Consider the following 26,035-nt stretch of genomic DNA (forward strand, 5'->3'; position numbering starts at 1 on the left):
CCTGGCGCTGTACATATGGATGGAAGGGCCTAAGGGTACTCCAAGCCTTTTGCGCAGCGGCGGCGGCGGGTGCAAGCGCAGTCAACTTGGTGACCAGCGCTTGCCGCCCCTGGGGGCCCTCTCAGCGCGCGCGCAGCTCGGCCAGCACTTCCAGTGCGCGGTCGGTGCGCACATCGTGTTCGGCAGCCAGCCGCTTGGCGACTTGCTCGACTTCATCGCCTACCGCCCCGGCCACCAGCGCAATATTGCGGGCATGCAAGGCCATATGGCCGCGCTGGATACCTTCGGTGGCCAAGGCGCGCAGGGCGCCCAGGTTTTGCGCCAGGCCTACGGCAGCGGCAATCTCGCCCAGCTCCTGGGCGGATTTCACCTGCATGATCTTGAGCGCCAGCCGCGCGAGCGGATGCGTCTTGGTGGCGCCGCCGACCAGGCCCACGGGCATCGGCAGCTCAATGGTGCCGACCAGCGCGCCGGTGCTGTCTTTCTCCCAGGTGGTGAGCGATGTGTAGCGGCCGTTGCGGCTGGCATAGGCGTGGGCGCCGGCCTCCACCGCGCGCCAGTCATTGCCGGTGGCGACGATGACCGGGTCGATGCCGTTCATGATGCCCTTGTTGTGGGTCGCGGCGCGGTAGGGGTCGATGGCGGCAAAGGTGTAGGCATCGAGCACACCTTCGATGATTTCCTCGCCACTGCGCTCGGCCGTCGTCAGGGTTTGGGGAGTCAGCCGCACGCGGGCGCGGGCCAGGCGCAGATCGGCCAGGTTGGAGAGAATGCGCAGCCGCACCGCGCCTCCGGTGATCTGCTCGATCAGCGGCGACACTGATTCCGCCATGGTGTTGACGGTGTTGGCGCCCATGGCATCGCGCACATCGACGATCAGGTGCATGACCACCATGGGGCCACGGGGTGAGTCGGGGAAGACATGGACTTCGATGTCCTTGCAGCCGCCGCCCAGGCCAATCAGCACCTTGTCGCGGCTGTTGGCCAGCTCCAGGATCTGGGCACGCGCCTGGTACAGCGCCAGCCGCACGCCATAGGGGTCGCTGATACCGACAATCTGCACCTGGGCACGCATCAGCGGCAGGGTGCTGGAGGTCTGAAACCCCCCGTCCTCGCGTGCCAGCTTGGCCATGAACGAGGCTGCGGCGATGATCGAGGGCTCTTCGACCGCCAGCGGCACCAGCACATCGCGGCCATTGACCTGGAAATTGCCGGCCACGCCCATGGGCAGCTCAAAGGTGCCGATCACGTTTTCGATCATGCCGTCGGCCAGGTTCAGCGGCAACGCGCCGGGCTGGGCCAGCAGCGCATGCTCCTCGGGCGTCAGCTGGCAGGCCTTGGCGATAAAGTCCCAGCGCTGGGCGGGGCTGAGGGCGCGAAATTGCGGCAGGCGGGAATCGGTGCTCATCTGTGTCTCCGGATCTTTTTGGGGTTTGTGCGATACCAGCCGCCAATCTACCTAAACTGTACCCATCTAGACAGGTACAGTTTGCCGGGACAGTGCTGCTGCAATGCAGCATCCGCGTAGGCCCCTCCACGGAGCACCCATGCCCACAGCCTTTGGCCGCAAGGCCTCGATTGCAGACAATCTGGCAGACATGCTGGGCCGGCAGATTGCGGGCGGTGTGCTGCGCCCCGGCGACAAACTGCCATCGCTGCGGGCCTTGGCCCAACTGCACGGCTATGCCAAAAACACGGTGGTGGCGGCGTTTGAGCTGCTGGTGTCACGCGGGCTGGTGGAGGCACGGCGCGGATCGGGCTTTTATGTGCTGCTGCAAAGCCCCGCTGCCGCGATGGCGCGCAGCGATGACAGCGCGCCGCTGCAGCGCGCGATGGATGTCGTCTGGCTGATGCGCGAGCAGCTCAAGACCCAGCCCGATGCGCTGGCGCTGGGCGATGGTTTTCCGCCCATCGACTGGCTGGCCGATATGCGGCTGGACCGCTACCACCAGAAGGTCGTGCGCACGGGGCTGGGCGCGCTGTTCCGTTACGGCAGCCGCATGGGTTATGCACCGCTGCGCGACAGCCTTGTGCGCAAGCTGGGCATGTTCGGCCTGGGGGTGACCTCCCAGCAGCTGCTGCTGACCCAAGGCGCCAATGACGCGCTCGACCTGGTCATCCGCCACTGGGTGCAGCCGGGGGAAACGGTACTGGTCGATGACCCCGGCTACTACCTGCTGTTTGGCAAGCTCAAGCTGGCAGGGGCCCGCGTACTGGGCGTGCCGCGCCAGGCCGATGGCCCCGATGTGGAGGCGCTGGAGCGATTGCTGCACACCGAGCGCCCGCGTCTGTTCTTTACCCAGTCGCTGGCGCACAACCCCACCGGCTCAGACCTGAGCGCTGCCAAGGCACAGCGCATCTTGCAGCTGGCGGGCCAGCAGCAGATGCTGATCGTTGAGAACGACCCGCTGGCCGATTTCAAACCGACCTCGTCCACACGCCTGTCGGTGCTGGACCAATTGGCGCGCACCATCTACATCGGCAGTTTTTCCAAGTCGTTCTCTGCGGCGCTGCGGGTGGGCTTTATCGCCTGCCACCCGGATCTCGCCAGCGACCTGGCCGATCTGCGCAGCCTCATCCATGTGAGTGGCTCGGAGTACTGCGAGCGCATGGTCGATGTGATGCTGCGCGAGGGCCAGTATGAGCGGCATCTGGTGCGGCTGCGCGGGCGCCTGGGCCAGGCTACGGCGCAGGCGCTGGCATGGATGGACTGCCAGGGCTGCGAGGTGTTTGCGCGCAGCGAGCAGTCGCTCTACCTTTGGGCGGCCTTCCCCGGTTGCGATGACGCCGTGCAACTGGCGGAGCAACTGCGGGCTCAGCAGGTGACGATGGCGCCGGGCCGGGTGTTCAGCCTCGACAGCAGCGCCACCTCGCGCTGGTCGCGCTGCAATGTCGGGGCCATGCAGTCGCCGCGTCTGGATGCGGCGCTGGCGGCATGGCGCGCGGTCCGGGGCTGATTGATCAGAGGCCGAGTTCGAGCGCCAGCAGCTCGTCCACTGTCTGGCGGCGGCGGATAAGGCGCGCCTTGCCGTCTTCGACCAGCACTTCGGCCGCCAGCGGGCGGCTGTTGTAGTTGCTGGACATGGAGGCGCCGTAGGCACCGGTGTCGTGGATGACCAGCAGATCGCCCACCTGCGCATCGCCCAGCGGACGCGGCAGCACCACGCCTGCTTCGCCCTGGGTGAAAACATCGCCCGATTCGCAGAGCGGGCCGGCAACGACCGCATCGCCTTGCGCAGGCAGCACGCCTACGCCACGGCGCTGCACATGCATGCCGTGGTAGCTGCCGTACATCGATGGGCGCATCAGCTCGTTAAAGCCGGTATCGACCAGTACAAAGTGGTTGCTGCCGGCGTTCTTGGTTGCGCGCACGGTCCCGAGCAGTACGCCGGATTCGGCCACCAGGTAGCGGCCCGGTTCCAGCTCCAGACCCAGATGGTGGCCCACCAGCGCCTCGGCCTGCTTGCGTGCCGCATCCCATAGCCCAAAGTAATGCTGGGTGTCGATGGTGGCGTCGCCCTCTTTGTAGGGGATGGACAGACCGCCGCCGGCCGAGATGGCCTGCAGGCGGTGGCCGGCCGCATGGGTGCGCTGCACCAGCTGCACCATCGCGCCGCAGACCTCTTGCAGGTGGCTGTAGTCCACACCCGAGCCAATGTGCATATGCAGGCCCACCAGCTGCAGGCCGCGCTCGGCGATCACCGCCAGCGCCATCGTCAGGTCGCTGTGCCAGATGCCATGCTTGCTGTGCTCGCCGCCGGTATTGGTCTTGTTGCTGTGGCCATGGCCAAAGCCGGGGTTGATGCGCAGCCAGACCGCATGGCCGGGCGATGCCTGGCCCAGCTGGTGCAGCATGTCGATAGAGCCGGCATTGACAGGAATTTTGTGCTCGACCACGGTGGCCAAGGTGGCCTGGTCCATCACATCGGCAGTGAACACAATGTCGGAGGGCTCGCCAAAACCGCCTTGGTAGCCGGCTGCCAGCGCGCGCAGTACTTCACCGCGCGACACCGCATCCACCTTGACGCCTTGCGCACGCATCAGCTGCAGCACATGGATGTTGGAGCAGGCCTTTTGCGCAAAGCGCACCGTGTCGAATGCCTGCAGCTCGGCAATGCGCTGGCGGATGGTGTCCGCGTCATACACCCACAAAGGGGTGTTGAAGTCATCGGCCAGCTGCCACAGCAGATCGGGGGTAAAGGGGTTGCTCATAGTCGGTGTGCCGGAGGCTTTGGAATCAGGGATCGGAGAAATCAGGCGCTCAGTGTGCCCGGCGCGGGGTATTTGGTCTAATGCTTATTTATCGGCATGTCATTCATAATGGATATGTCTTTCTTTAGTGCCGCCTCCCCATGCCACGTTCGCCAGCTCCCCATCCGCCAGCTTCCGATCCGTTCCAGGACGCCAGCCCATCAGCGCCCCGACTGCAGCACCGCCATATCGAGGTGTTTCGCGCCGTCATGCTGGCCGGGGGCGTGACAGGGGCGGCGGGGCTGCTGTTCAGTTCTCAGCCGACGGTGAGCCGCGATCTGGCGCGCATGGAGCAGCTGCTGGGCTACCCGCTGTTTGAGCGGGTGCAAGGCAGGCTGCGGCCCAATGCGCGCGCCTTGGCGCTGTGGGAAGAGGTGCAACGCAGCTGGCAGGGGCTGGATCGGGTGATTGACCGGGCGGTGGCGCTGTCGCGCCCCCAGGCGGCGCGAATCAATGTGCTGAGCATGCCGGCACTCAGCCATGCGCTGCTGCCGGCGGCGCTGGCGCAGATGCAGCAGGCGCAAGGGCCGGTGGCAGTCAGTGTGGCCACGCAAGAGTCCCCCTTGCTGCAGCAGTGGATGGCGGCACAGCGCTATGACCTGGGCCTGACCGAGCAGGGCGAGGCGCCGGCGGGCACGCGCGCGGTGGCGCTGCCCGCGGTGGACGAGGTGGCAGTGCTGCCGGCAGGCCACCCGCTGGCGCGCAAGAAAAAGCTGCAGCCAGCCGACTTTGACGGCCAGGCCTTTATCAGCCTGGCCGAGGGCGACCCCTACCGCAGCGAGATCGACCAGGTGTTTACCGACGCCGGTGTGGCCCGGCAAATGCTGCTGGACACGCACAGCGCCGTAGCGGTATGCGCCATGGTGCAAAACGGCCTGGGTCTGGCGATCGTGAACCCCTTCACCGCACAGGCCTGCATGGGCCAAGGGCTGGTGCAGCGGCCTTTGGCGTTTTCGATTCCTTTCCGCACCCAGGTGCTGCTGCCGCTGCACCGGGCCGCTGTGCCCGAAGTGGATGCCTTGGTGACAGCGCTGGGCCAGGCGGCAGCCAGCCTGCCCACCTACAATGCGCAGCACGCCGGATCGCGCTGATATGCCGCTGATATGCCGGTGGTCTGACCAGGAGAATCGCCCCATGTTGTTTGCCCCGCTTCGTTCCCTCGCCCGGCCGCTGTGCGCCAGCGCCCTGTTGCTGGCGCTGCTGTCAGGTTGCGCCAGCACCGGCAGCCACACGCCCACCACGGCCCAGGCTGCGCCACCCATCCAGGTCAAGGTGTTTGTCGCGGCCATGTTTGAGATCGGCGCCAACACCGGCGACCGGGCCGGCGAGTTCCAGCACTGGTATGAGCGCTACTTCCGCAATGCCCAGCCGATCCAGGTGCCGGGTGCTTTAGGGCCGGTGTTCTGCAATGCCGATGGCGTGTGTGGCAGCGTGCTGGGCATGGGCAAGGTCAATGCCTCGGCGTCGATCCAGGCCATCGTGCTGAACCCGCAGTTCAATTTTGACCAGGCCTACTATGTGATCAGCGGCGTGGCCGGCACGCCGCCATCGCGCGGCACCATTGGCGATGTGACCTGGGGCAGCTGGCTGGTCGATTACGACCTGGGCCACCGCTGGGCGCCGGAAGAGGGCCAGCCCGGTGCGCCGGTGTTTGTGCCGCGCAAAGGTTATGAAGACTACCGCCGCTTTGCGCTGAACCCGGCCCTGACCCAAGCCGCCTATGCGATGACCCGCGCCGTGCCCTTGCAAGACAGCGATTCCGCCCAGCGCTACCGCATGCGCTACCCCGATGCGGCGGCCCGCAAGGCGCCCAGCGTACATGTGGGAACGCATATGACGGGAGACACCTTCTTCCATGGCCCGGGCCTGTCCAAGGAGGCGCAGTACATCGCCAAGCTCTATGGGGCGGACGACTATGTCGCCACTGAGATGGAGGCCGCCGCCATTGCGCTGGTGCTCAAGCGCAGCCATGGCACGGACCGGATCTTGAGCCTGCGCGGCTCCGTCAATTTTGACCAGGGCAACCCGCAGGAAACCACCCAGGCCCACCTGGACCCCAAGCCGGGCGACACCGCGGGCGGCTTTGCCGAGACGGTGGCCAATGTGGTGGCGGTGGGCGGCGTGTTTGTCGACACCGTGGTGAAGGACTGGCCGCAGTGGAAAGACGGCGTGCCAGCACAGCGCTAAGTTGATCCGCTACGCACATCAGGCCCCCCAATCCGCTTGGGGGGCCTTTTTTTTTGGCTTATTTCCAGGGCTGGGTCAGGATGGACGCCAGGCTCTTGACGCCATCGAAGTAGTTGCCCAGGCGCATGTTCTCGTTTTTGCTGTGCTGGTTGTTGTCGGCATTCACCATCGGCACAATCACAAAGGGCACCTTCAGCGCCTGCACCGCGGCACCCGTGGGCACTGTGCCGCCCATCATGCGGATCTGCACAGGGGCTTGGCCCCAGGCCTGCTGCATGCCCTGGCGCAGCCAGTCGCCAATGGGGGCGTTCAGGTCGGTGCGCACAGCGCTGGACGAGGCCGATACGCCGCCCATCTTCAGGCTCGCCAGCTTGGGGTACTGGGCGCGCTGCTCGGTGCTGGGCTCGCCGTCAATCAGGGTGAAGCCCTGGCCTTCGATATGGGTCTTGAGCAATTGCAGCAGGCGCTCGGGCGGGGTCTCGGGCACCGTGCGCAGGTCCAGCTCGGCAATCGCCTGGGCGGGCACCACGGTGCGGGCCTTGGCGCCTACGTCAGCACTTTGCAGGCCGCGCACATTGAGCGATGGGTACTGCATCGCTTCCTGGTAGTTGCTGCCCACCTTCTCGGCCTGGGCAATGCCCAGGCGCTTGCGCAGCGCGACTTCGTCATCGGGCACGGCCTTCATCACCGCCTGGGTGGAGGCATCAAAACTGATGCCGTCGTAGTAGCCTTTGACGAGCACCCGGCCATCGGGCGCCTTCATCGATGCCAGCAGCTGCGCCATCGTGAATGCCGGGTTGGCGGCATAGTTGCTGTAGTGGCCGCTGTGCAGATCCTGGCTGGCGCCGTAGACCGTCAAGGTGGCCTGTGCCACGCCCCGGTTGCCAAACACCAGGGTGGGGCGGTTGCTGGCATGCATGGGGCCATCGAGCACCAACAGCGCATCCGCCTTCAAGGCCTCCAGGTGGGCATCGATCACGCCGCCCAGCGATGGCGAACCCTTTTCCTCTTCCGAGTCGAGCAGGATCTTGATATTGGTGCTGGGCGCCAGGCCCTGCTGTTTGAGGGCGTCGAGCGCGGCCATCAGCATGATGATCGGCGCCTTGTCATCGGACGATGAACGGCCAAACACGCGCCACTCGCGGTCGGGCTGGGCGCCATAGAGCTGGTCCAGTGCAATCTCTTTCCAGGCGCCATCGGCCTGACGCTCCTTCAGCACCGGCTTCCAGGGGCTCTCCTGCTGCCATTCGGAAGGGGTCACTGCCTGGCCATCCATGTGCGCGTAGAACAGCACCGTCTTGGTGGCGCCAGGCACGGGCGGCAGGGTGGCCAGCACCATGGGCTTGCCCTGGTTGGGCAGCAGCTGGGTCTGGAAGCCGCGCTTATCCAACGCCGCCTTGAACCACTGCGCATTCTTCTCGATATCGGCCGCCACATTCGAGTCATTGGGCAGGGCCAGCACCTCGATCCATTCACGCAGGCTGGCGCTGCTGGCTTTTTGCACGGCGGCATCCGATGGGGAAGCGGCCTGGGCCAGGCCGGCTGCGCACAGCGCGGCGCTGAGCAGGGTGAGGGTTGCGAACTTCATGCAAGGGCTCCGTCAGAGAAAGGAAAACAGGTTCTAGGCAATGGCTTGGAGTATCTCCGAGTGCGTGCGCACCCACGGGCAGGCAGGCGGGTGCATTGTCGCCAGGGCGCCAATTGGTTAATGTGCCGCACGCAGGCGTTCGTACTGCGCGATCAGCCCTTCAAACGACTGCTGCAGCGCCTGCAGCGGCGGGGCGCCATCGGGCCAGGCCTCCAGCTGCTGCAGTGCCAGAGCGGCGGCCTCCAAGGTCGAGAGCTGGCCATCGCGCGGCGCTTTGCGGATGCGGTAGCCGGCAGGCCCGGTATCGGTCAGCGCCAGGCGCGGCAGCTGGGCCAGCAGTGGGTTGGCATAGAGCATCTTGCGGCTTTTGCGCCAGGTGCCATCGATCAGTACCAGGCGCCGCACAGGGGCTGGCGCGTCGCCATCTATCAGCGCCGTCAGGGCGGCGGGCTGGTCGGGTGTCTGGGGGTAGAGCAGCAGCGTTTGCTGCGGTGACTCGGCGCCGGGCCAGGCGCCGTACAGCCATTGCTGCAGCTGCTGCGGCTCAAAGGCCTCGCCAACCTCAAGTCGGCTGCCTGGCAGGCAGAGGTGCAGCAGGCGGGCGGTGCCCTTGGCCTCTTGCAGCTCCAGCGGGTGCTGCAGGATGAGGACCTGGGTATCGGCCAACGCGGTGTTCGCCAGCGCGCAGATGCAGGCGCTCTGCGGGCGCAGGCAAGTGGGGCATTGGGCGCGGCGCGTGGAGGATGGCACGGGGGCAGGTTGGGAGCAGACAGATGGCTATTGTCCTGCAAGGACAAGGCGCCGCCGCTATGCTGGCGCCCCTATGACAGCGCACAAGCCCTTTTTTGCCTGCATCGATATGAGCCAGCCTTTGGTCGCTGAGGAGCGGCTGCGCCTGAACCTGTCTGGCCCTGACCGGGTGCTGGAGGCGCAGGATGCGCCTTCGTTGCAGCGCTTGTTGGCCGCCGTGGAGCAAGCCGCCCGCGCGGGCGCCTGCTGTGTGGGAGGCCTGCGCTATGAGGCCGCCACGGCGCTGAACCCCTATTTGCCAACACAGGCAGCGCCTAGCGCTGAGGCACTGGCATGGTTTGCGATCTGGGATGCCCCAGCGCCCGAAACGGCGCCTGCGCCTTCAACTGACACCGCAGCGCCGCAACTGCAATGGCAGAACACGCTGACCCGGCCGCATTTTGATGCGCAGATGGTGCGCATCCATGCCGATATCCGCAATGGCGCTTACTACCAGATCAACTACACCCAGCAGCTCCATGGCCGCAGCACCTTGCCTGGCGGCGGCCAGGTGGATGGCGCGAAGCTATTTGCTGCATTGCAACAAGCGCAGCCCGGCGGCTACGCGCTGCATATCCACAAGGGCGATGAGCAACTGCTGTCTGTATCGCCCGAGCTGTTTTTTGACTGGCACCAGCCGGCCAGCGGCGCGGGCGATATCTTGACCCGCCCGATGAAGGGCACGGCCCCCCGGGGCACCAACCCCGAACAGGACGAGGCCCAGGCCCAGGCCTTGCGCGCATCGGCCAAGGAGCGGGCCGAGAATGTGATGGTCGTCGACCTGCTGCGCAATGACCTGGCGCGCATTGCGGAGCTAGGCAGCGTGCAAGTGCCGCAGCTGTTTGCGCTGCAGGCGCTGCCCACGGTGTGGCAGATGACCTCGGACGTGCGTGCCCGCCTGCCCCAGGGCACGGGGCTGGTCGATGTGATGCAGGCCTTGTTCCCTTGCGGCTCTATCACTGGCGCGCCCAAGCGGGCAGCCATGCAGGCGATTGCCGCGTTGGAGACGGAGCCACGCGGCTGGTACTGCGGCGCTTTGGGCGTTGTACGGTCTGATGGCGCAGGGGGCATACGCGCCACCTTCAACGTCCCCATCCGCACCGTGGCCTTGCGCGGCACGCAGCTGCAATGCGGCATTGGCAGCGGCATCACCGCCGATGCCACTGCTGACGGCGAATGGCGTGAATGGCGGCACAAGCGTGCCTTTCTGGAGCGGGCCAGCATGCCTTTTGCGCTGATCGAAACCCTGGCGCTGGACGATGGCCTGCTGCGCCATGCCGCGCTGCACCTGCAGCGCATGGCCGCTGCCGCCGCGCATTTTGGCTACCGCTGGGATGGGGAGGCCGCGCAAGCGGCTTTGGACGGCCTGGCCCAGGCTCATCCTCAAGGCCTGTGGCGCCTGCGCCTGCTGCTCAATGCGCAGGGCACTTTCCAGGCCGAGGCCTTTGCCTGTCCGCCATCGCCCGACCAGGTCAGCCTGCAATGGGCGCCCGCACCGCTGGCCGAGGCGCAGGGCGAGTTTGTGCGCTTTAAAACCACCCGCCGCGCGCATTACGAGCGCTGGGCGCCGCAAGACAGCAGCGTGTTCGACACCCTGCTGTGGAACGAGGCAGGTGAGATCACCGAAACCACCCGGGGCAATATCGCCATGCAGATCGATGGCCGCTGGATCACGCCCGCGCTGCACTGCGGCTTGTTGCCCGGTGTGGGCCGCCGGCTGGCGTTAGAGACAGGCAGGGTGGAGGAGGGCGTGGTGCATTTGCGCGATGTGCCGCGCGTTCAGGCCTGGGCTTTTCTCAACAGCCTGCGGGGGTGGCTACCGGCGCAGGTGCTGGGCGAGGTGCCGGTGTGGCAGCAGGCTGGGATGTCTAGCTGAGACTGCCTGAATAGGGCTGGTTCGTGCCAAATCGCGGCAGGTTGCCAGCGTGACGAATGGGCCAGACTCCAAGGGTTTTTGTGCCGCAAGCTACCATGGAGGCTCTTTAGCAACCCTTCGGATTTTATGCCCGACAACCCGGACCCTGAGCCTCCTTCGTCCGCGACGACCCAGTCGCTGTCTTCTTGTTTTAGCCCCAGTGCACCGCCCTTGGTGCCTCTGCCCTGTGAAGGGAGCACCGCATGATCGAGCTGCTCTCCGACCCGCAGATATGGATTGGTCTTGTCACCCTGGTGGTGCTCGAGATCGTTCTGGGCATTGACAATCTCATCTTTATCGCGATCCTGGCCGACAAGTTGCCGCCCCACCAGCGGGACAAGGCACGCGTCATTGGGCTGTCCTTGGCTCTGGTGATGCGCCTGGGTCTGCTGACGGCCATCTCCTGGCTGGTCACGCTCACACAACCGCTGTTTTCCCTGGGACCGCTCAGTTTCTCGGGGCGCGATCTGATCCTGCTGTTTGGCGGCCTGTTCCTGCTGTTCAAGGCCACGACCGAGCTGCATGAGCGCATGGAAGGCGTGAGCCTCAGCAAGTCAAGCAGCACGGTGTATGCCAGCTTCTCGGCCGTGGTAGCGCAGATCGTGGTGCTCGATGCCGTCTTCTCGCTCGACGCGGTGATCACGGCCGTGGGCATGGTCAACAACCTGGGCGTGATGATGGCCGCCGTCATCATCTCGATCGGTGTGATGCTGTTCGCGTCCAAGCCGCTGACGCGTTTTGTGAATGCGCACCCGACCATCGTCATTCTCTGCCTGAGCTTCTTGCTGATGATCGGCTTCAGCCTGGTCGCTGAAGGCCTGGGCTTCCATGTGCCCAAGGGCTATCTGTATGCCGCCATTGGCTTCTCGATCCTGATCGAGACCTTTAACCAGGTATCGTCGCGCAATGCGATCCGCCATGAGCAGCGCGTGCCGCTGCGCGAGCGCACGGCCCTCAAGGTGCTGTCGCTGATGGCGGGCCGCAGTGGCAATGACCAAGTCGAGCATGACCATGGCGACCCGGCCGCTGCCGAGGACGCACTGACCTTTGCGCCCGAAGAGCGCATCATGGTCAGCGGCGTGCTGGCGCTGGCCGACCGCAAGGTACGCTCGATCATGACCCCCGTCTCGGATGTGGACTGGGTGGACCTGAGCGACGATGCCGAGGCGATCCAGCGCTCGCTCAACGACAACCCGCACAGCCACTTGCCGGTGTGCATGGGCCAGGTGGACCAGCTCCAGGGCGTGGCGCGCGCCAAGGACATGCTGATGGACCTGATGCAGCATGGCGCCATCCAGCCGTCCACCATCCGCAAGCCGCTGATGGTGCCCGAAGGCGCTGGTGTGATCGCGCTGATCAATGACCTGCGCCAGTCCAAGGGCCATATGGTCATCGTCATCAACGAGTTCCATGTGATGAGCGGTGTGGTGACGCCGGTCGATGTGCTCGAAGCGATTGCCGGCGAGTTTCCGGATGAGGATGAGAGCTTCACGATCCAGCCGGTGGATGGCGAGCCCGATACCTGGATCGCCAGCGGCGCGGCCGATGTGCATATGGTGCAGCAGTTGCTGGGCTCCAGCGAGCTGGTCTCGTCTGCCGATGCCTTTACCACCTTGGGTGGCTTGCTCACCGAGTTCAATGGTGCCTTGCCCAAACAGGGCGATGTGGTGGTGATCGATGGCTGGCAGTTTGCCGTCACCGAGGCCACCGATGGCGTGATGCGCAAGATCCGCATCGAAAAGGACACCAAGGGCCAGGCGCCTTCGGAGTACTGAGCGATCAGCGGGCGGCAGCGTAATGCTGCCGCAGCATGAAAAAGGCCTGCCGTCTTGCGAGAGACGGCAGGCCTTTGTATTGGCGGTGCCGCAAAGGTTGCGGCCGCTACAGGCTGTTTACAGCGAACCCTTGTAGTACGAGCCCCGGTCCATATCGACAATGTCCACGCTCAGTTGCACCAGCATGCCTTCGGGGTGGGGCGTGAACTCGCGCAGCACGGCGCCGATGCGGTCGGACAGGTCGCGCTTGGCCTCGGGCGTGCGGCCGGCCAGCAAGCGCAGCTCGGCATGCACAAAGCCGCGCAGGGCGGTAGGATCCGCGCCAATGACGAACTGCTCGGTGCGCACGGTGCGGCTCTTGAGGTCTTGCTCGTTTTGCACCTGGCCGCTGGCGATGACGGCGGCATTGAGGGCATCGAGCAGATGGGCCTCAGGGAAGTTTTCCAGGTTGCTGGTGTATTCGATGACGAGATGCGGCATGGTGGTCTCCGTTGGAATAGGGCGATATCAGGGAAAAATGGGGCGGGTGCGTGGGCAGTGGCTGGCTCAGACGGGCGTATACGACAACCGCACATAGATGGGTGCAAAGGCTTCCGCCTGGGTGATCTCGATCAGCGTCTCCTTGGCCAGCTCCAGCAGCGCGATAAAGGTCACCACCAGCACGGTGCTGCCTTTTTCTGGCTCGAAGATATCCTCGAACTCGACAAAGCGCCGGCCTTGCAGGCGCTTGAGGATGGCGCTCATGTACTCGCGCACCGACAGCTCTTCGCGGGTGATCTTATGGGTCTGCACCAGCTTTGCGCGTTTGAGAATGTCGCGCCAGGCGTCTTGCAGCTCGGACATGTCCACATCTGGAAAGCGCGGCTGCAGCGCTTGCTCGATGAACACCTGGGCCTTGATGAAATCGCGGCCATATTGCGGCACGGCGCCCAGGCCCTGGGCGGCCAGCTTCATCTGCTCGTACTCCAGCAGGCGGCGCACCAGCTCGGCGCGGGGGTCTTCGGCTTCTTCGCCCTCGGCCTGCTTTTTGGGCGGCAGCAGCATGCGCGACTTGATCTCGATCAGCATCGCGGCCATCAGCAGGTACTCGGCCGCCAGCTCCAGGTTGCGGCTGCGGATCTCATCGACATAGCTCAGGTACTGGCGGGTCACGCTCAGCATCGGAATGTCGAGAATATTGAAGTTCTGCTTGCGGATCAGGTAGAGCAGCAAATCCAGCGGGCCTTCAAAGGCCTCCAGGAACACCTCCAGCGCATCGGGCGGGATGTACAGGTCGGTGGGCATGGCGAACAGCGGCTCGCCATACAGCCGGGCAAGCGCGACCTGGTCCACCACGTCGGGCATGGCACTGCCGGCAGAGGCGCTCGCGCCATCCTCGGCCGTGCTCAGCTTGCCAGATGTGGCCATGCGCTGGGGCTATTCATGGTCGGCAGGCGTTGCCAGCCGGGCGGCCAGCCACGCAGCACGGTGATCAATCGTGGTTGGTTTGGTACACGTAAGGCTTTTGCGCCACACGTGCGGTCTGATACTCCGCTTCCTGCTGGCGGTCCAGGTCCTTGTCCCAGAGCAGGGCGCGGCCTTCGAGTTGGCCTTCTTCGAGCTGGGGCTTGTCAGCCTTGAGCTTCAAAAGAAACTGGGTGGTGTCGGATTGGTAATCGGGGCGGCGAAAGAAAGACATAGCGTATATTTACCTCTTCCCTGGATTCTACCGAACCTGACCATGTCCTTCGTCACCAAACTTGCAATCGCCGCCTCTGCGCTGGCCGTTTCCGTGTTTATGGTGGGCTGCGACCAGCAGCGCATCAAGGAACTGGAGGAGTTTGTCTCCACCGAGCAGGATGTGCGCGACCGTTTTGGCGAGCCCAACCAGATCTGGGATGAGGCCGATGGCTCGCACACCCTGGAGTACACCCGCCAGCCCTCTGGCGCGCAGAACTACATGATCACCATTGGCAAGGACGGCAAGATGACCGCGCTGCGCCAGGTGCTGGCTCCCGCCTACTTTGCCAAGGTGCAGCCAGGCATGGACCAGCAGGAGATCCGCCGTCTGCTGGGCCAGCCAGCCAAGCGCACCAGCTACCCGCTGAAGAACGAGGCCGAATGGGACTGGGGCTGGGTCGACCCGCCCAGCACCAAGATGCTGTTCACCGTGGTGTTCGACGCCCAGGGCAAAGTGCTGCGCAGCAACAGCACCATGGTGGTGAATAGCCGCTGATCGCTGCCACCCGGCAGCGCAAGTGTTGCGGATATGCCTACACCTGAGCGGCTGAATATCTTTAAAATTCGGGTTTATACCTAGCACCACCCGCGCTGGGCAGCCCCGCCGCACCATCCTTGCGCGGGCACGCAACTTGCTGTCAACCCGACATGTCCTCACCGCTATCCACCCCTACCGGTTCCACCGGCCTGCCCGGCCCTGTGGCGCCCGTGCCTGTGCCGCTGGCCGTGCCTGCGCTGCGCCATGGCCGTTTTGAAGATGCCCAGGCGCTGTTCACCGGCTCCCTGTTTGTCTCCATCACCCTGGGGCTGTTTGCACAGGCGGGATTGCTGACCGGCAGCACCGCGGGCCTGGCGTTTTTGCTGCACTACGCTACTGGCTGGCCGTTCGGCGCTGTGTTCTTTGCGATCAATCTACCGTTCTACTGGTTTGCCTGGACGCGCATGGGCCCGGAGTTCACGATCAAGACCTTTATCTCGGTGGCCATGCTGGCCTTGCTGGTCGATATTGGTCCGCGCTTTATCCACATCGACTACATCAACCCCTTGTATGCCGCCATTGCCGGCGGCTTGCTGATGGGGACGGGCTGCCTGTTTTTGGCCCGCCACCGCTCCAGCCTGGGCGGTGCCACCATCGTCTCGCTCTACCTGCAGAACCGCTATGGCATCCGTGCCGGCAAGGTGCAGATGATCATTGACTGCACCGTAGTGCTGCTGGCGCTGTGGATCGTGCCATTTGAGCGCGTGGCCTATTCGGTGCTGGCGGCGGTGGTCATGAGCGTGTTCTTGTGGATCAGCCACCGGCCTGGCCGCTACGCTGGCAACTGACCGGGTCAGCGCCCGTGTAAGTCAGGGACCGCTGGGGATGGCAGTGTCTGGACCCGCTACAGGCGTTGTCACTGGTGATGGTGGTGCAGGCGTTGGAAGGGGCTCCGATGTCTGCTGCGGCGGGAAGGTCTCGCCCGGCCTGCGCTCCCGGTAACGCACCGTGATGCCGCTGTTGTCCTGCTCCTCTCCTGTCGCCATGTCATAGGTTTTGCCGACCCCTTTGCCCACGACCTTCACCGTGCCCACGGCGGCATCGGCCGCCAGGCCCACCGCAGTGGCGGTGACGCTGACGGCAGCGGCGCCCACGGCGACGACGCTGCAGCCGCCCAGCAGCCAGGCCGAGGCACAGTAAAAAGCCCCGGCGGCCAACAGGCGCAGGGGCTTCAAGGGGGCGCGATCAGCGGCCATCCAGATCAATGGATACGCATGCCTGGCAGCGCGCCGGGGAAGGGCTCCAGCACATAGATGCCGGGGTGGGCCTTCTCATCAGCATGGCTGGCGGCCAGCACCATGCCTTCGGAAATGCCGAACTTCATCTTACGGGGCGCCAGGTTGGCCACCAGCACGGTGAGCTTGCCTTGCAGCTGCTCAGGCGCGTACATGCTGCTGATGCCGCTGAACACATTGCGCGTCTTTGGATTGCCGTCTTCGTCCTTTTCACCGGCATCCAGGGTCAGCTGCAGCAGCTTGGTCGAGCCTTCAACGGCCTTGCATTCCACAATCTTGGCAATGCGCAGGTCGATGCGGGCAAAGTCGTCGATGCCAATGGTCTCGGCCAGCGGCTCGCCGCCGGGGGCGTTCGGGTCCACCACGGCTTCGGCTTTCTTGTCGGCCTTCTTGGCCTTGGCAGGGGCCGCCGCAGCGGTGGCCTGTTCCTGGCTGGCAGGGGTTTCGAACAGCGCTTCGAGCTGCAGTGGGTCGACGCGCTGCATCAGATGCTGGTACACCCCAATTTGGTGGCCAGCGCCCAGCGGCTTGTCCACCTCGGCAAATTGCTCGGGCGGCACGATCAGGAAGTTCGCCACTTCGGCAGCCACACCCGGCAGGATGGGCTTGAGGTAGATGGTCAGCATGCGGAAGGCCTCGATGCAGACGGTGCACACATCGTGCAGGCGCTGCTCCATGCCTTCCTTCTTGGCCAGCTCCCAGGGCTTGTTGGCATCGACATAGCTGTTGACCTTGTCGCACAGCTGCATGATCTCGCGAGCCGCGCGGGCGGTGTCGCGTGCTTCGTAGGCGGCGACGATGGCGTCCTTTTGCCCGCGCAGCAAGGCCAGCAGGTCCTGGCCATCGGCGCTCACTTCGCCCAACCGGCCTTCAAAGCGCTTGCTGATAAAGCCGGCAGCGCGCGAGGCGATGTTGACGTACTTGCCGATCAGGTCGGCATTGACGCGCAGCATAAAGTCTTCGGCGGTGAAGTCGATGTCTTCGTTCTTGCCATTGAGCTTGGCGCCCAGGTAGTAACGCAGCCACTCGGGATTCATCTTGAGCGCCAGGTACTTGAGCGGATCGAGGCCCGTGCCACGGCTCTTGCTCATCTTCTCGCCGTTGTTCACCGTCAGGAAGCCGTGCACGCAGATCTTGGTGGGGGTCTTGCGGCCGCTGAACTTCAGCATCGCTGGCCAGAACAGGGTGTGGAAGGTGATGATGTCCTTGCCGATAAAGTGGTACTGCTCCAGGCTCGGGTCGGCCATGTAGGCATCAAAGTCTTCGCCGCGCTTGTTCAGCAGCTCCTTGAGCGACGCCAGATAGCCCACCGGCGCATCCAGCCAGACGTAGAAGTACTTGCCCGGAGCATCGGGAATTTCGATACCGAAATAGGGCGCATCGCGCGAGATGTCCCAGTCGTCCAGGCCCTCGCTGGTCGAGCCATCGGGGTTGGTGCGCACGCCAAACCATTCCTTGATCTTGGCGGCTACCTCGGGCTGCACATGCTGGCCGTCCTGGGTCCAGGTGGTCAGGAACTCGACTGCGCGTGGGTCGGACAGCTTGAAGAAAAAGTGCTCCGAGGTCTTCATCACCGGCTTGGCGCCGGACAGCGCCGAGTAGGGATTGATCAGGTCGGTCGGCGCATAGACGGAGCTACAGACTTCGCAGTTGTCGCCGTACTGGTCCTTGGCATGGCAGCGCGGGCATTCGCCCTTGATAAAGCGGTCCGGCAGGAACATGTTCTTTTCGGGGTCGAAGAACTGCTCGATGGTGCGTGTTTCGATGAACCCGGCTTTTTTCAGGTCCAGGTAGATCTGCTTGGACAGCTCGTGGTTCTCCGGGCTGTCGGTATTGCTCCAGTTGTCGAAGGCGACGTGGAAGCCATCGAGGTACTGCTTGCGGCCAGCGGCGATGTCGGCCACAAACTGCTGGGGCGTTTTGCCGGCTTTTTCAGCGGCAATCATGATGGGCGCGCCATGGGCGTCATCGGCGCCGACAAAGTTCACCGCATTGCCCTGCATTCGCTGCGCACGCACCCAGGTATCGGCCTGGATGTATTCCATGATGTGGCCGATGTGGAAGTTGCCGTTCGCATACGGCAGGGCGGTGGTGACGAAAATCTTTCGTTGAGACATAGGGTTGCGGAACTTTCTAATCACAGACAGGGCGCAGGCCAAGGGGCCGGTGCGGATTCTGGTCATGGGGAGGGGTAGCGCCGCCAGCCCTCAGCGCCCGTGGGCGCTCCAGAACCGGCCAATTCTAGGCGCTTACGGGGCTGGTCGGGCCGTCCAGGGGATTGGCGCCGCCAGGGGAGCGGCCGTGCCAGCCAAAAAAGGCGCAGACCTCGTCGCGCCGGGCCATGGTGTCGGCCCGGCCCAGCGCAATCAGCGCGCGGGTGTAGCCCGGCTCAAACAGCAGGTAGCTGGCCAGCGCCGCACTGCCCACGTTCTGGCTGTGTACCGACACGCCCATGGCGCCCAGCAGCGCCCGCACGGGGGTCGGCAGCTCTTGCAGGTGCTCCAGCGCCATCGCGTCCAGCGACTGCGAGGGCGTGAACACCAGCAAATCCAGCGGGCGCAAGGGGCTGCGGGCGCGTTCGGCCTCCGGTATCAGGCTCAGCGTGTGGTTGATGCGCTGGGCACGCTCCACATCGACCGACAGCGCATCGAGAAAGATGGTGGACAGCGCATGGCCAGCCACCTGGGCCAGCGACGGAAAAGGCGGGTGCTCGCCCTGGGGCAGGTGCAGCACCTCATGCGAGCGGCCCACGCCCACCACCACAATGCGCTGGGCGCCCAGGTGGATGGCGGGCGCGAGCGGCGCGGTCTGGCGCATGGCGCCATCGCCCAGGTAGTTGTACTGGCCGCGGATCTGCAGCTCGGCGGGTGCAAAGATAAAGGGGATGGACGACGAGGCCATCAGGTGCTGGTGGCTGATGCGGTCCTGGATGGCGCGGCGCTGGGTGCGCGACCAGCCAGGCACATGCGGGCCGGCCTCGTAGAAGGTGATGTGCTCGCCAGTGCTGTAGCTCGACGCGGTGATCGCCAGCGCCGAGAGCTTGCCACTGTGCAGCAGATGGGGGATCTTCTCCAGCGGCAGCTCGGCCTGCAGCAGATCCAGCAGCGGGGCATTGTCGAGCAGGGAGCGGGGTTTGGCATGGTGCCAACGGGTCAGCGCCCAGCCCAGGGTCAACAGGCTGAGCCAGCGTGCGCCGCTGCGCATGACGCCAAAGGCATCGGCCCGGTAGACCTGGCTGGTGGAGAAATTGCGCCAGACGCGCGACAGCCGCTGCACGGCCAGATCGAAATGGTCGGCGCCGCAGGCCAGGCCGGCCGCATTGATGGCGCCGGCCGAGGTGCCTACCGCGATGGGGAAGGGCGTGGGCCCCAGATCTGCCCCGGCGTTTTGCCGCAATCGCGAGAGCGCCTGCAACACCCCCACTTGGTAGGCGGCACGTGCGCCGCCGCCTGAGAGCACGATGGCGGTGGCGGCGGTGTGGGGGTCGTAGTGCAGAGCAGGCGGCATGGGCTGCACCATAGCCGAAACTCGGGGGGCGCGCCTAGCCGGGCTGTCGCAGATTTCCGCTTGTACCCCGGCACAGTGGCCTCAATCAAACAGCGATGGGGGCCTTTTTCAGCAAAGTGGCCAGCTCCAGGTTTTGCAGCAGCACGATTTTCTTGTCGCGGGCAAACACGCGGGCGTTGTCGCTCAGATCGCCTTGCAGCAGCACATAGACGCTGGCCGCATCGGCCTTGCTGGCGGCATCGTGCAGCGCGCGCAGCGGCTCGATGCCATGCACGCCGGCCTTGCTGCGCTTGGTTTGCACCCAGGTGGTCTGGCCATTGCGGGCCAGTTGCAGGTCGGCGCTGCTCTGTTGCAAGGGGCTGACGGTGTAGCCCTCGGCCTGCCAGGCGCGGGTCAACCAGGCTTGCAGATCGCGGCTGGACATGGCAGCGGCCTGCGCCAACAGCGCCTCGGTGGCAGAAGCGCTGGGCTGGTTCCACTGGCGCTTGGCGGCCATCGCGCCAATCACCAGAAAGGGCAGGCTGCCGGCGGCGCCGACAAAGCGGATGTCCTTGGGTAGCAGCGCCAGGCACAGCACCACGATGATGGCTCCGACCACCACACTGATCCACCACGACGAGCGCAGCAAGATCGCAAACACGGAGTTCTCCGCCATTTTCAGTTTCACGGGTGCAGGTCTTTCAAGAGGTGCAGAGGGGAAAGCCCAGATTGTCGCTGGTTCGCAAGGACAAGCGCGGTTCGCTAGACTTATTGCTGTCTCAGGAATAGAAAACACGATGACAGTGACCGAAACAACGCTACTGGCCGCACTGGCCAGCGTTCAAGACCCCCACACGGGCAAAGATTTTGTCAGCACGCGTGCAGTGCGCAATCTCCAGATCAATGGCAGCGATGTTGCCTTTGATGTGGAGATGGGCTACCCCGCCAAAAGCCTGGTGCCTGCGCTGCGCAGCCAGTTTGTGGCGGCAGCCAAGACGGTGCCGGGCGTGGAAAACGTCTCGGTGAGCATCAGCAACAAGGTGATCACGCATGCCGTGCAGCGCGGTGTGCCGCTGTTGCCGGGCGTGAAGAACATCATTGCCGTCGCATCAGGCAAGGGCGGCGTGGGCAAGAGCACCACCACCGCCAACCTGGCGCTGGCCTTGGCAGCCGAAGGCGCCACCGTGGGCGTGCTGGATGCCGATATCTACGGCCCCAGCCAGACCATGATGATGGGCGTGGACGGCAAGCCCGAGAGCAGCGATGGCAAGACCATGGAGCCCAAGCTCAACCATGGCGTGCAGGTGATGTCGATCGGCCTCCTGGTCGACCAGGACCAGGCGATGATCTGGCGCGGCCCTATGGCCGTGCAGGCGCTGGAGCAAATGCTGCGCCAAACCAATTGGGCGGGCCTCGACTACCTGCTGATCGATATGCCACCGGGCACCGGCGACATCCAGCTGACCTTGAGCCAGCGCGTGCCGCTGACCGGCGCGGTGATTGTGACCACGCCACAGGACATCGCCTTGCTCGACGCGCGCAAGGGCATCAAAATGTTTGAGAAGGTGGGCGTGCCTCTCTTGGGCGTGATCGAGAACATGGCCATGCATGTTTGCACCAACTGCGGCCATGTGGAACACATCTTTGGCGCCGATGGCGGCAAGCACATGGCGGCCGATTACCAGCTCGACTACCTGGGCGCGCTGCCGCTGTCGATGCAGATCCGCGAGCAGGCGGACAGCGGCACCCCCACCGTGGTGGCGGCGCCCGACAGCGAGGTCGCAGCCATCTACAAGCAGGTGGCGCGCAGCATTGCCGTCAAGATTGCGCAGCAGGCGAAAGATTTTTCGTCGAAGTTCCCGACCATCAGCGTCAGCAGCAGCACCTGATGAACCTGCTCGCTGCCATGCGTTATCTGGCCGCGCTCCATGCGCATGGCCATTTCGCGCGGGCAGCCCAGGCTTGCCATATCACCCAGCCCACTCTCTCCAACGCCCTGCGTGCGTTGGAGGCGGAGTTTGGCGTGCCCATCGTGCGCCGAGGGCGGGTGTTTGCCGGCTTTACGCCCGAGGGCGAACAGGTGCTGCAAACCGGCCTGGAGATGCTGCAGACGGAGGCGCGGTTGCGCCAGCGCCTCAGTGCCCAGGCAGGCGATTTGCAAGGCCAGCTGCGCATGGCAGCGGTGCCCACCGCCATGCCAATGCTGCTGCGCTTTGCCAGCCTGCTGCGCCGCCAGCACCCGGGCCTGGTGCCCGCGCTGCATGCGATGAGCTCGCCTGACATTGAGCGCGGTCTGGAGGAGCTGAGCCTGGACCTGGCGCTGGGCTACAGCGACCGCATCCACCGCAGCAGCACCCACTGCGTGCCCCAGTACCAAGAGCACTACTACCTGCTGCAATCAGCACCACCGCCGGCCTGCGTGGCTGACACGGTGCATGCCGCCGATCCACTGCCATGGGCCCTGGCGGCGCAGCAGCCGCTGTGCCTGCTGACCCCGGATATGCACAACCGCCAGATCGTGGAGTGCAGCTTTGCCAGCGTGGGCGTGGCCGTGCAACCCGCCATGGAAACCAACTCGGTACAGGCCTTGCTGCAGGCCGTGGCCGAGGGGCAGATGGCCAGCATTGTGCCGGGCGCTGTGCTGGCCACCGTGCGCAATACGCCGGGCCTGCGCGCCTGGCCGCTGGTCGATCCGGTGGTGGAGAGCGAAGTGGGCTTTCTCTACCAGCCATCGCAGCAAGCCATGCCGGCACTGGCGGCGGCCTGCGCGCTGATGGCGCAGGCGGATTGGCGGGAGCAGTGCCTGCTGCATGCCGGTGCGCTCAGCCTGGTGGTGGCGAGCCCAACATCGGCATCTTGAATGCCGGCATTGCGGTATTGAATTTGACGCCTGGCCACCAGCGCGTTGAAATGCAGGGCTACATCGAGCCCCTGCCATGCAAGAACAGAAAATCGCCTTCTACAAAGGCCCAGCCGGTGGCTGGGGCGCTTTGAACAGCGTCAAGAACACGCTGCTGCACCACGACATCGCCCTCAAGGGCGCCAAAACACTGCTGTCGGCCAACCAACCCGATGGCTTTGACTGCCCGGGCTGCGCCTGGCCCGACCGCAACCATGCCTCGACCTTTGAGTTCTGCGAAAACGGCGTCAAGGCCGTTGCGGCCGAGGCCACCGCCCGGCGTGCGGGCCCGGAGCTGTTTGCCCGCTACAGCGTGCGCGAGCTGGCCCAGCAAAGCGATTTCTGGCTGGAGGACCAGGGCCGGCTGACGCACCCGATGGTGTATGACCCGGCCAGCGACCACTACCAGACGATTGCCTGGGACGACGCCTTTGCATTAATTGCCCAGCACCTGAATGCGCTGCCCAGCCCGGACCAGGCGGTGTTCTACACCTCGGGCCGGGCGAGCAATGAGGCGGCCTTCCTCTACCAGCTGTTTGTGCGCGAGTACGGCACCAACAATTTCCCCGATTGCTCCAACATGTGCCACGAGCCCAGCGGCTCGGCGATGCGCGAGCAGATTGGCGTGGGCAAGGGAACGGTGACCCTGGCGGATTTTGAAGAGGCCGACGCGATCTTCATCTTTGGCCAGAACCCAGGCACCAACCACCCGCGCATGCTGGGTGAGCTGCGCGAGGCACACAAGCGTGGCGCGCGCATCGTCAGCTTTAACCCCTTGCGCGAGCGCGGGCTGGAGCGCTTTGCCGATCCGCAGGACAAGCTGGAGATGGCGACGCTGGGCTCCAGCCCCATCAGCACGCATTATTTTCAGCTGCGCGTGGGCGGTGATCTGGCGGCGCTGCGGGGCATGCTCAAGCATGTGCTGGAGCAGGAAGCGGCCCGGGGCGGTGTGCTGGACCATGGCTTTATTGCCGAGCACACCACCGGCTTTGAGGCCTTGGCGCAGAGCCTGCAAGACGAAGACTGGGAACTGCTGGCGCAGGAGTCGGGCCTGAGCGAGGCGCAAATGCGTGCGGCTGCCGATGTCTACCTGGGCGCGGACAAGGTGATTGCCTGCTGGGGCATGGGCATCACCCAGCATGGGCATTCGGTGGCGACCATCCAGATGATCATGAACCTGCTGCTGCTGCGCGGCCACATCGGCCGGCCGGGGGCAGGGCCTTGCCCGGTGCGCGGCCACAGCAATGTGCAGGGCGACCGCAGCATGGGCATTTGGGAAAAGCCGCCCGCAGCCTTGCTGGATCGTTTGCAAGAGGTGTATGGCTTTGCGCCGCCCCGCGCGCACGGCATGGACACGGTGGAGGCCATTGCCAGCATGCGAGATGGCCAGGCCCAGGTGTTCTTCGCGCTGGGCGGCAATTTTGCCGCCGCCACGCCCGATACCTATGAAACCTGGAAAGGCCTGCAGCGCTGCGCGCTGACGGTGCAGGTCACCACCAAGCTCAACCGCAGCCATGTGGTGCATGGCCGCCAGGCCTTGCTGCTGCCCTGCCTGGGCCGCACCGAGATCGATCTGCAAAACGGCCAGCCCCAGGGCGTGACGGTCGAGGATTCGATGAGCATGGTGCATTTGTCGATGGGCATGAACCCACCGGCCTCACCGCATCTGCTGTCCGAGCCGGCGATTGTGGCGCGCCTGGCCCATGCCACCTTGGGGGCGCGCAGCCGGGTGGACTGGCTGGCATTGCTGGGCGATTACGCGCTGATCCGCGACGAGATCGCCAAGGTGTTCTCCGATTTTTCCGACTTCAATGCGCGTGTGGCCGTGCCCGGCGGCTTTCGGCTGCGCAACACCGCCAGCGAGCGCATCTGGGCCACGGCCAGCGGCAAGGCCAGCTTCCACGCCCATGCGGTGCCAGTGGATACGCCCACGCACCGCGCCCGCGAACGGGTGCGTGACCAGCGTGTGTTCACCTTGCTGACCACCCGCTCTCACGACCAGTACAACACCACCATCTATGGCATGGACGACCGCTACCGGGGCGTGTTTGGCCAGCGGCGGGTGGTCTTCATCCATGCCGATGACATCCGCGACCTGGGGCTGGCCGATGGCGATTGGGTGAACATCCGCACCGTCTGGGACGATGGCCAGCCGCGCCAGGTCGATGGGTTCAAGCTGGTGGCCTATGACATTCCGCGTGGCAACCTGGCGGCCTACTACCCGGAAACCAACCCGCTGGTGCCCCTGTCGGCGGTGGCAGCGCTGGCAGGTACGCCCACCTCCAAATCCATTCCCGTGGTGCTGGAGCCCGGCCAGGCGCCGGGGTGAGCGAGCCGCCCATCAGCCCGCTGGCGCAGCGCCTGCTGCAGGCCTTGGCGCAGGAGCAGCAGGCACGCGCCGGCCAAGCAGTGCCGCTGGTGCGCATCGCCAAACTGCTGGATGCCGGGGCCAGCACCTTGCTGCGCGAGTTGGCCATGCTCAATCTGGCGCAGCAAGCACCCTGGGTGGTGGCCGAGGCGGTCGAGGGGCGCTGGATGCTGGCCTTGACGGCGCCAGGCGCAGCAGCCGCGCAGCAGCTCGACCGCTGAGCTGCGCGGGTGGCTTAGGCGGCGGCCTGGTGGCGCGCTTTGCGGGCCTGCTTGGTCTGGTACATGGCCAAGTCGGCCTGCTGCAAGGCCGTATCCGCGTCTGTGTCGGGCGAGACGGCGACCAGACCGACGCTGGCGCCGGTGTAGTTCAAGCGCACGCCCGCGCCCAGGCACAGCGACTCCGCCCGGGTGCTGGCAAACAGCCGCGCCTGGGTTTCATGCAAGGCCGGCGCAATGGGTTCGCGCAAGGACGGCCCTAGGCCGGCAAAGACGAACTCATCACCGCCCTGGCGGGCAATCAGGTCCGAGTCACGCATGGCGTCCCGCATTTGCTCGGACAGCAGCTGCAAGAAACGGTCGCCGGCCTCGTGGCCATAACCATCGTTGATGGCCTTGAAGCCATCCATGTCGATCATGCCGACAAACACATAACGTTCCTGGCGCCTGGCAATGGCCTGCAGTTGGTCCAGCTGCTCAATCAGCGCGCGGCGGTTGGGCAGGCCGGTGAGGGGATCGGTGCGGGCCAGTCGCAGCAATTCCTCGTTCTGGACCTGGATCTGGATGAGCAGCTGCTCGCGCTCGACCTGCTGGCCCAGAAACTGGGCGAACAGGCGCATGACATCCTGGGTATCGCGCTGCAGCGGTTTGCGCGTGGCGCTAGCGCCGCAGAGCGTGCCGTAGAGCACGCCATCCGAGAGGTGTACCGGTGTGCTGGCATAGGTCTGGATGCCCAGCGCCTGCGCGGCCTGTGAGTCGCCCCAGATCTCGCTCACTTCGGCGGTATAGAGGCAGTTCTCATCAATGGCGCGCTTGCACAAGGTGTCCTCCCAGGGAACGCTCAGGTTCTCGGGGATCTGCAGGCTCTGGGTATTGCGCGCAAACAGCACTTGCTGCACGCGCTGGCCCAAATCAATGCGGGTGAGGTAGGTGGACTCCAGACTGGTGACTTTTTGCAGCATCTCCAGCAGGGGGCGCGTTAGCTCCTCCAGACTGCGAGCTTTGGCAAACGTCTGGCCCAATTGTGAAATCAAGGCTTGCATAGGAATGGCTCGTTGAGAGATTGT

Annotated in this window: 23 protein-coding genes; 11 read left to right on the plus strand and 12 right to left on the minus strand. The window is 65.0% G+C overall.

The window, feature by feature from the left end; genetic code table 11:
• Positions 1-121: 121 nt before the first annotated feature.
• Positions 122-1,447, minus strand: a complete 1,326-nt coding sequence (locus HS961_RS07465; RefSeq protein ID WP_272956301.1) for a hydroxymethylglutaryl-CoA reductase, degradative — start codon at positions 1,445-1,447, stop codon at positions 122-124.
• Between the two features lie 100 nt (positions 1,448-1,547).
• Here HS961_RS07465 and HS961_RS07470 point away from each other — a divergent pair, with 100 nt between their 5' ends.
• Positions 1,548-2,957, plus strand: coding sequence for a PLP-dependent aminotransferase family protein (locus HS961_RS07470; RefSeq protein WP_182327105.1), 1,410 nt, complete (start codon positions 1,548-1,550; stop codon positions 2,955-2,957).
• A gap of 4 nt (positions 2,958-2,961) precedes the next feature.
• Here the strand turns inward: HS961_RS07470 and lysA are convergent, their stop codons facing one another.
• Entirely contained in the window at positions 2,962-4,212 is a 1,251-nt protein-coding gene (lysA, locus tag HS961_RS07475) for a diaminopimelate decarboxylase (protein ID WP_182327106.1), read from the minus strand.
• Positions 4,213-4,352: 140 nt separating this feature from the next.
• Between lysA and HS961_RS07480 the strand changes: the two genes are divergently transcribed.
• Positions 4,353-5,342 carry a LysR family transcriptional regulator gene (locus HS961_RS07480; RefSeq protein WP_182327107.1) on the plus strand — a complete coding sequence of 330 codons (990 nt, stop codon included), beginning with the start codon at positions 4,353-4,355 and terminating at the stop codon, positions 5,340-5,342.
• A gap of 43 nt (positions 5,343-5,385) precedes the next feature.
• Positions 5,386-6,438, plus strand: coding sequence for a purine-nucleoside phosphorylase (locus HS961_RS07485; protein ID WP_182327108.1), 1,053 nt, complete (start codon positions 5,386-5,388; stop codon positions 6,436-6,438).
• Between the two features lie 58 nt (positions 6,439-6,496).
• On the opposite strand, the gene HS961_RS07490 is transcribed toward HS961_RS07485, so the two are convergent.
• Both HS961_RS07490 and HS961_RS07495 read right to left on the minus strand, forming a co-directional pair.
• The gene (locus HS961_RS07490; protein ID WP_182327109.1) at positions 6,497-8,026 is read right to left on the minus strand and encodes a M20/M25/M40 family metallo-hydrolase; all 1,530 of its coding nucleotides are present in this window, start codon (positions 8,024-8,026) and stop codon (positions 6,497-6,499) included.
• A 117-nt stretch (positions 8,027-8,143) separates the two neighbouring features.
• Positions 8,144-8,776, minus strand: a complete 633-nt coding sequence (locus tag HS961_RS07495; protein ID WP_182327110.1) for a tRNA-uridine aminocarboxypropyltransferase — start codon at positions 8,774-8,776, stop codon at positions 8,144-8,146.
• A gap of 109 nt (positions 8,777-8,885) precedes the next feature.
• Between HS961_RS07495 and HS961_RS07500 the strand changes: the two genes are divergently transcribed.
• Both HS961_RS07500 and HS961_RS07505 read left to right on the plus strand, forming a co-directional pair.
• The gene (locus HS961_RS07500; protein ID WP_327012017.1) at positions 8,886-10,691 is read left to right on the plus strand and encodes a bifunctional anthranilate synthase component I family protein/class IV aminotransferase; all 1,806 of its coding nucleotides are present in this window, start codon (positions 8,886-8,888) and stop codon (positions 10,689-10,691) included.
• Positions 10,692-10,936: 245 nt separating this feature from the next.
• Entirely contained in the window at positions 10,937-12,505 is a 1,569-nt protein-coding gene (locus HS961_RS07505; protein WP_182328168.1) for a TerC family protein, read from the plus strand.
• Between the two features lie 117 nt (positions 12,506-12,622).
• Here the strand turns inward: HS961_RS07505 and HS961_RS07510 are convergent, their stop codons facing one another.
• The 3 genes from HS961_RS07510 to HS961_RS07520 all read right to left on the minus strand — a co-directional run bounded on the left by HS961_RS07510 (position 12,623) and on the right by HS961_RS07520 (position 14,183).
• On the minus strand, positions 12,623-12,985 hold the full coding sequence (locus HS961_RS07510) for a 5-carboxymethyl-2-hydroxymuconate Delta-isomerase (protein WP_182327112.1): 363 nt from the start codon (positions 12,983-12,985) through the stop codon (positions 12,623-12,625).
• A 66-nt stretch (positions 12,986-13,051) separates the two neighbouring features.
• Complete coding sequence (locus HS961_RS07515; protein WP_238347922.1) at positions 13,052-13,849, minus strand: segregation and condensation protein A; 798 nt, start codon at positions 13,847-13,849, stop codon at positions 13,052-13,054.
• Positions 13,850-13,976: 127 nt separating this feature from the next.
• The gene (locus tag HS961_RS07520; protein WP_182327114.1) at positions 13,977-14,183 is read right to left on the minus strand and encodes a DUF3460 family protein; all 207 of its coding nucleotides are present in this window, start codon (positions 14,181-14,183) and stop codon (positions 13,977-13,979) included.
• Positions 14,184-14,225: 42 nt separating this feature from the next.
• On the opposite strand from HS961_RS07520, the gene HS961_RS07525 reads away from it, so the two are divergent.
• Together HS961_RS07525 and HS961_RS07530 are read left to right on the plus strand one after the other, a co-directional pair.
• Positions 14,226-14,720, plus strand: coding sequence for an outer membrane protein assembly factor BamE (locus tag HS961_RS07525; RefSeq protein WP_182327115.1), 495 nt, complete (start codon positions 14,226-14,228; stop codon positions 14,718-14,720).
• 152 nt (positions 14,721-14,872) lie between these two features.
• The gene (locus HS961_RS07530) at positions 14,873-15,550 is read left to right on the plus strand and encodes a YitT family protein (RefSeq protein ID WP_182327116.1); all 678 of its coding nucleotides are present in this window, start codon (positions 14,873-14,875) and stop codon (positions 15,548-15,550) included.
• Positions 15,551-15,571: 21 nt separating this feature from the next.
• Here the strand turns inward: HS961_RS07530 and HS961_RS07535 are convergent, their stop codons facing one another.
• The 4 genes from HS961_RS07535 to HS961_RS07550 all read right to left on the minus strand — a co-directional run bounded on the left by HS961_RS07535 (position 15,572) and on the right by HS961_RS07550 (position 20,171).
• Complete coding sequence (locus HS961_RS07535; RefSeq protein ID WP_238347827.1) at positions 15,572-15,958, minus strand: hypothetical protein; 387 nt, start codon at positions 15,956-15,958, stop codon at positions 15,572-15,574.
• Between the two features lie 5 nt (positions 15,959-15,963).
• Positions 15,964-18,114: a methionine--tRNA ligase gene (gene metG, locus HS961_RS07540; RefSeq protein ID WP_182327117.1), complete on the minus strand. Its 2,151-nt coding sequence runs from the start codon at positions 18,112-18,114 to the stop codon at positions 15,964-15,966.
• A gap of 124 nt (positions 18,115-18,238) precedes the next feature.
• Positions 18,239-19,504, minus strand: coding sequence for a patatin-like phospholipase family protein (locus HS961_RS07545; RefSeq protein WP_182327118.1), 1,266 nt, complete (start codon positions 19,502-19,504; stop codon positions 18,239-18,241).
• Positions 19,505-19,589: 85 nt separating this feature from the next.
• Positions 19,590-20,171: a restriction endonuclease gene (locus HS961_RS07550; protein ID WP_238347828.1), complete on the minus strand. Its 582-nt coding sequence runs from the start codon at positions 20,169-20,171 to the stop codon at positions 19,590-19,592.
• 109 nt (positions 20,172-20,280) lie between these two features.
• Between HS961_RS07550 and apbC the strand changes: the two genes are divergently transcribed.
• The 4 genes from apbC (at position 20,281) to HS961_RS07570 (ending at position 24,971) form a co-directional block, all read left to right on the plus strand.
• A complete protein-coding gene (apbC, locus tag HS961_RS07555; RefSeq protein ID WP_182327119.1) occupies positions 20,281-21,372 on the plus strand; it encodes an iron-sulfur cluster carrier protein ApbC in 1,092 nt (363 codons plus the stop codon).
• Complete coding sequence (locus tag HS961_RS07560) at positions 21,372-22,343, plus strand: LysR family transcriptional regulator (RefSeq protein WP_182327120.1); 972 nt, start codon at positions 21,372-21,374, stop codon at positions 22,341-22,343. The genes apbC and HS961_RS07560 overlap by 1 nt, the downstream gene beginning before the upstream one ends.
• A gap of 76 nt (positions 22,344-22,419) precedes the next feature.
• Positions 22,420-24,711, plus strand: coding sequence for an FdhF/YdeP family oxidoreductase (locus HS961_RS07565; RefSeq protein WP_182327121.1), 2,292 nt, complete (start codon positions 22,420-22,422; stop codon positions 24,709-24,711).
• Positions 24,708-24,971 (plus strand): hypothetical protein, encoded by a 264-nt coding sequence (locus tag HS961_RS07570; protein ID WP_182327122.1) that lies wholly within the window; start codon positions 24,708-24,710, stop codon positions 24,969-24,971. Before HS961_RS07565 ends, HS961_RS07570 begins: the two co-directional genes overlap by 4 nt.
• Positions 24,972-24,985: 14 nt before the next feature.
• Here HS961_RS07570 and HS961_RS07575 read toward each other — a convergent pair whose 3' ends face one another.
• Complete coding sequence (locus tag HS961_RS07575) at positions 24,986-26,011, minus strand: sensor domain-containing diguanylate cyclase (protein ID WP_182327123.1); 1,026 nt, start codon at positions 26,009-26,011, stop codon at positions 24,986-24,988.
• Positions 26,012-26,035 lie beyond the last annotated feature (24 nt).

This window comes from Comamonas piscis, from assembly GCF_014109725.1.
In the GTDB taxonomy this organism is placed as follows: domain Bacteria; phylum Pseudomonadota; class Gammaproteobacteria; order Burkholderiales; family Burkholderiaceae_C; genus Comamonas; species Comamonas piscis.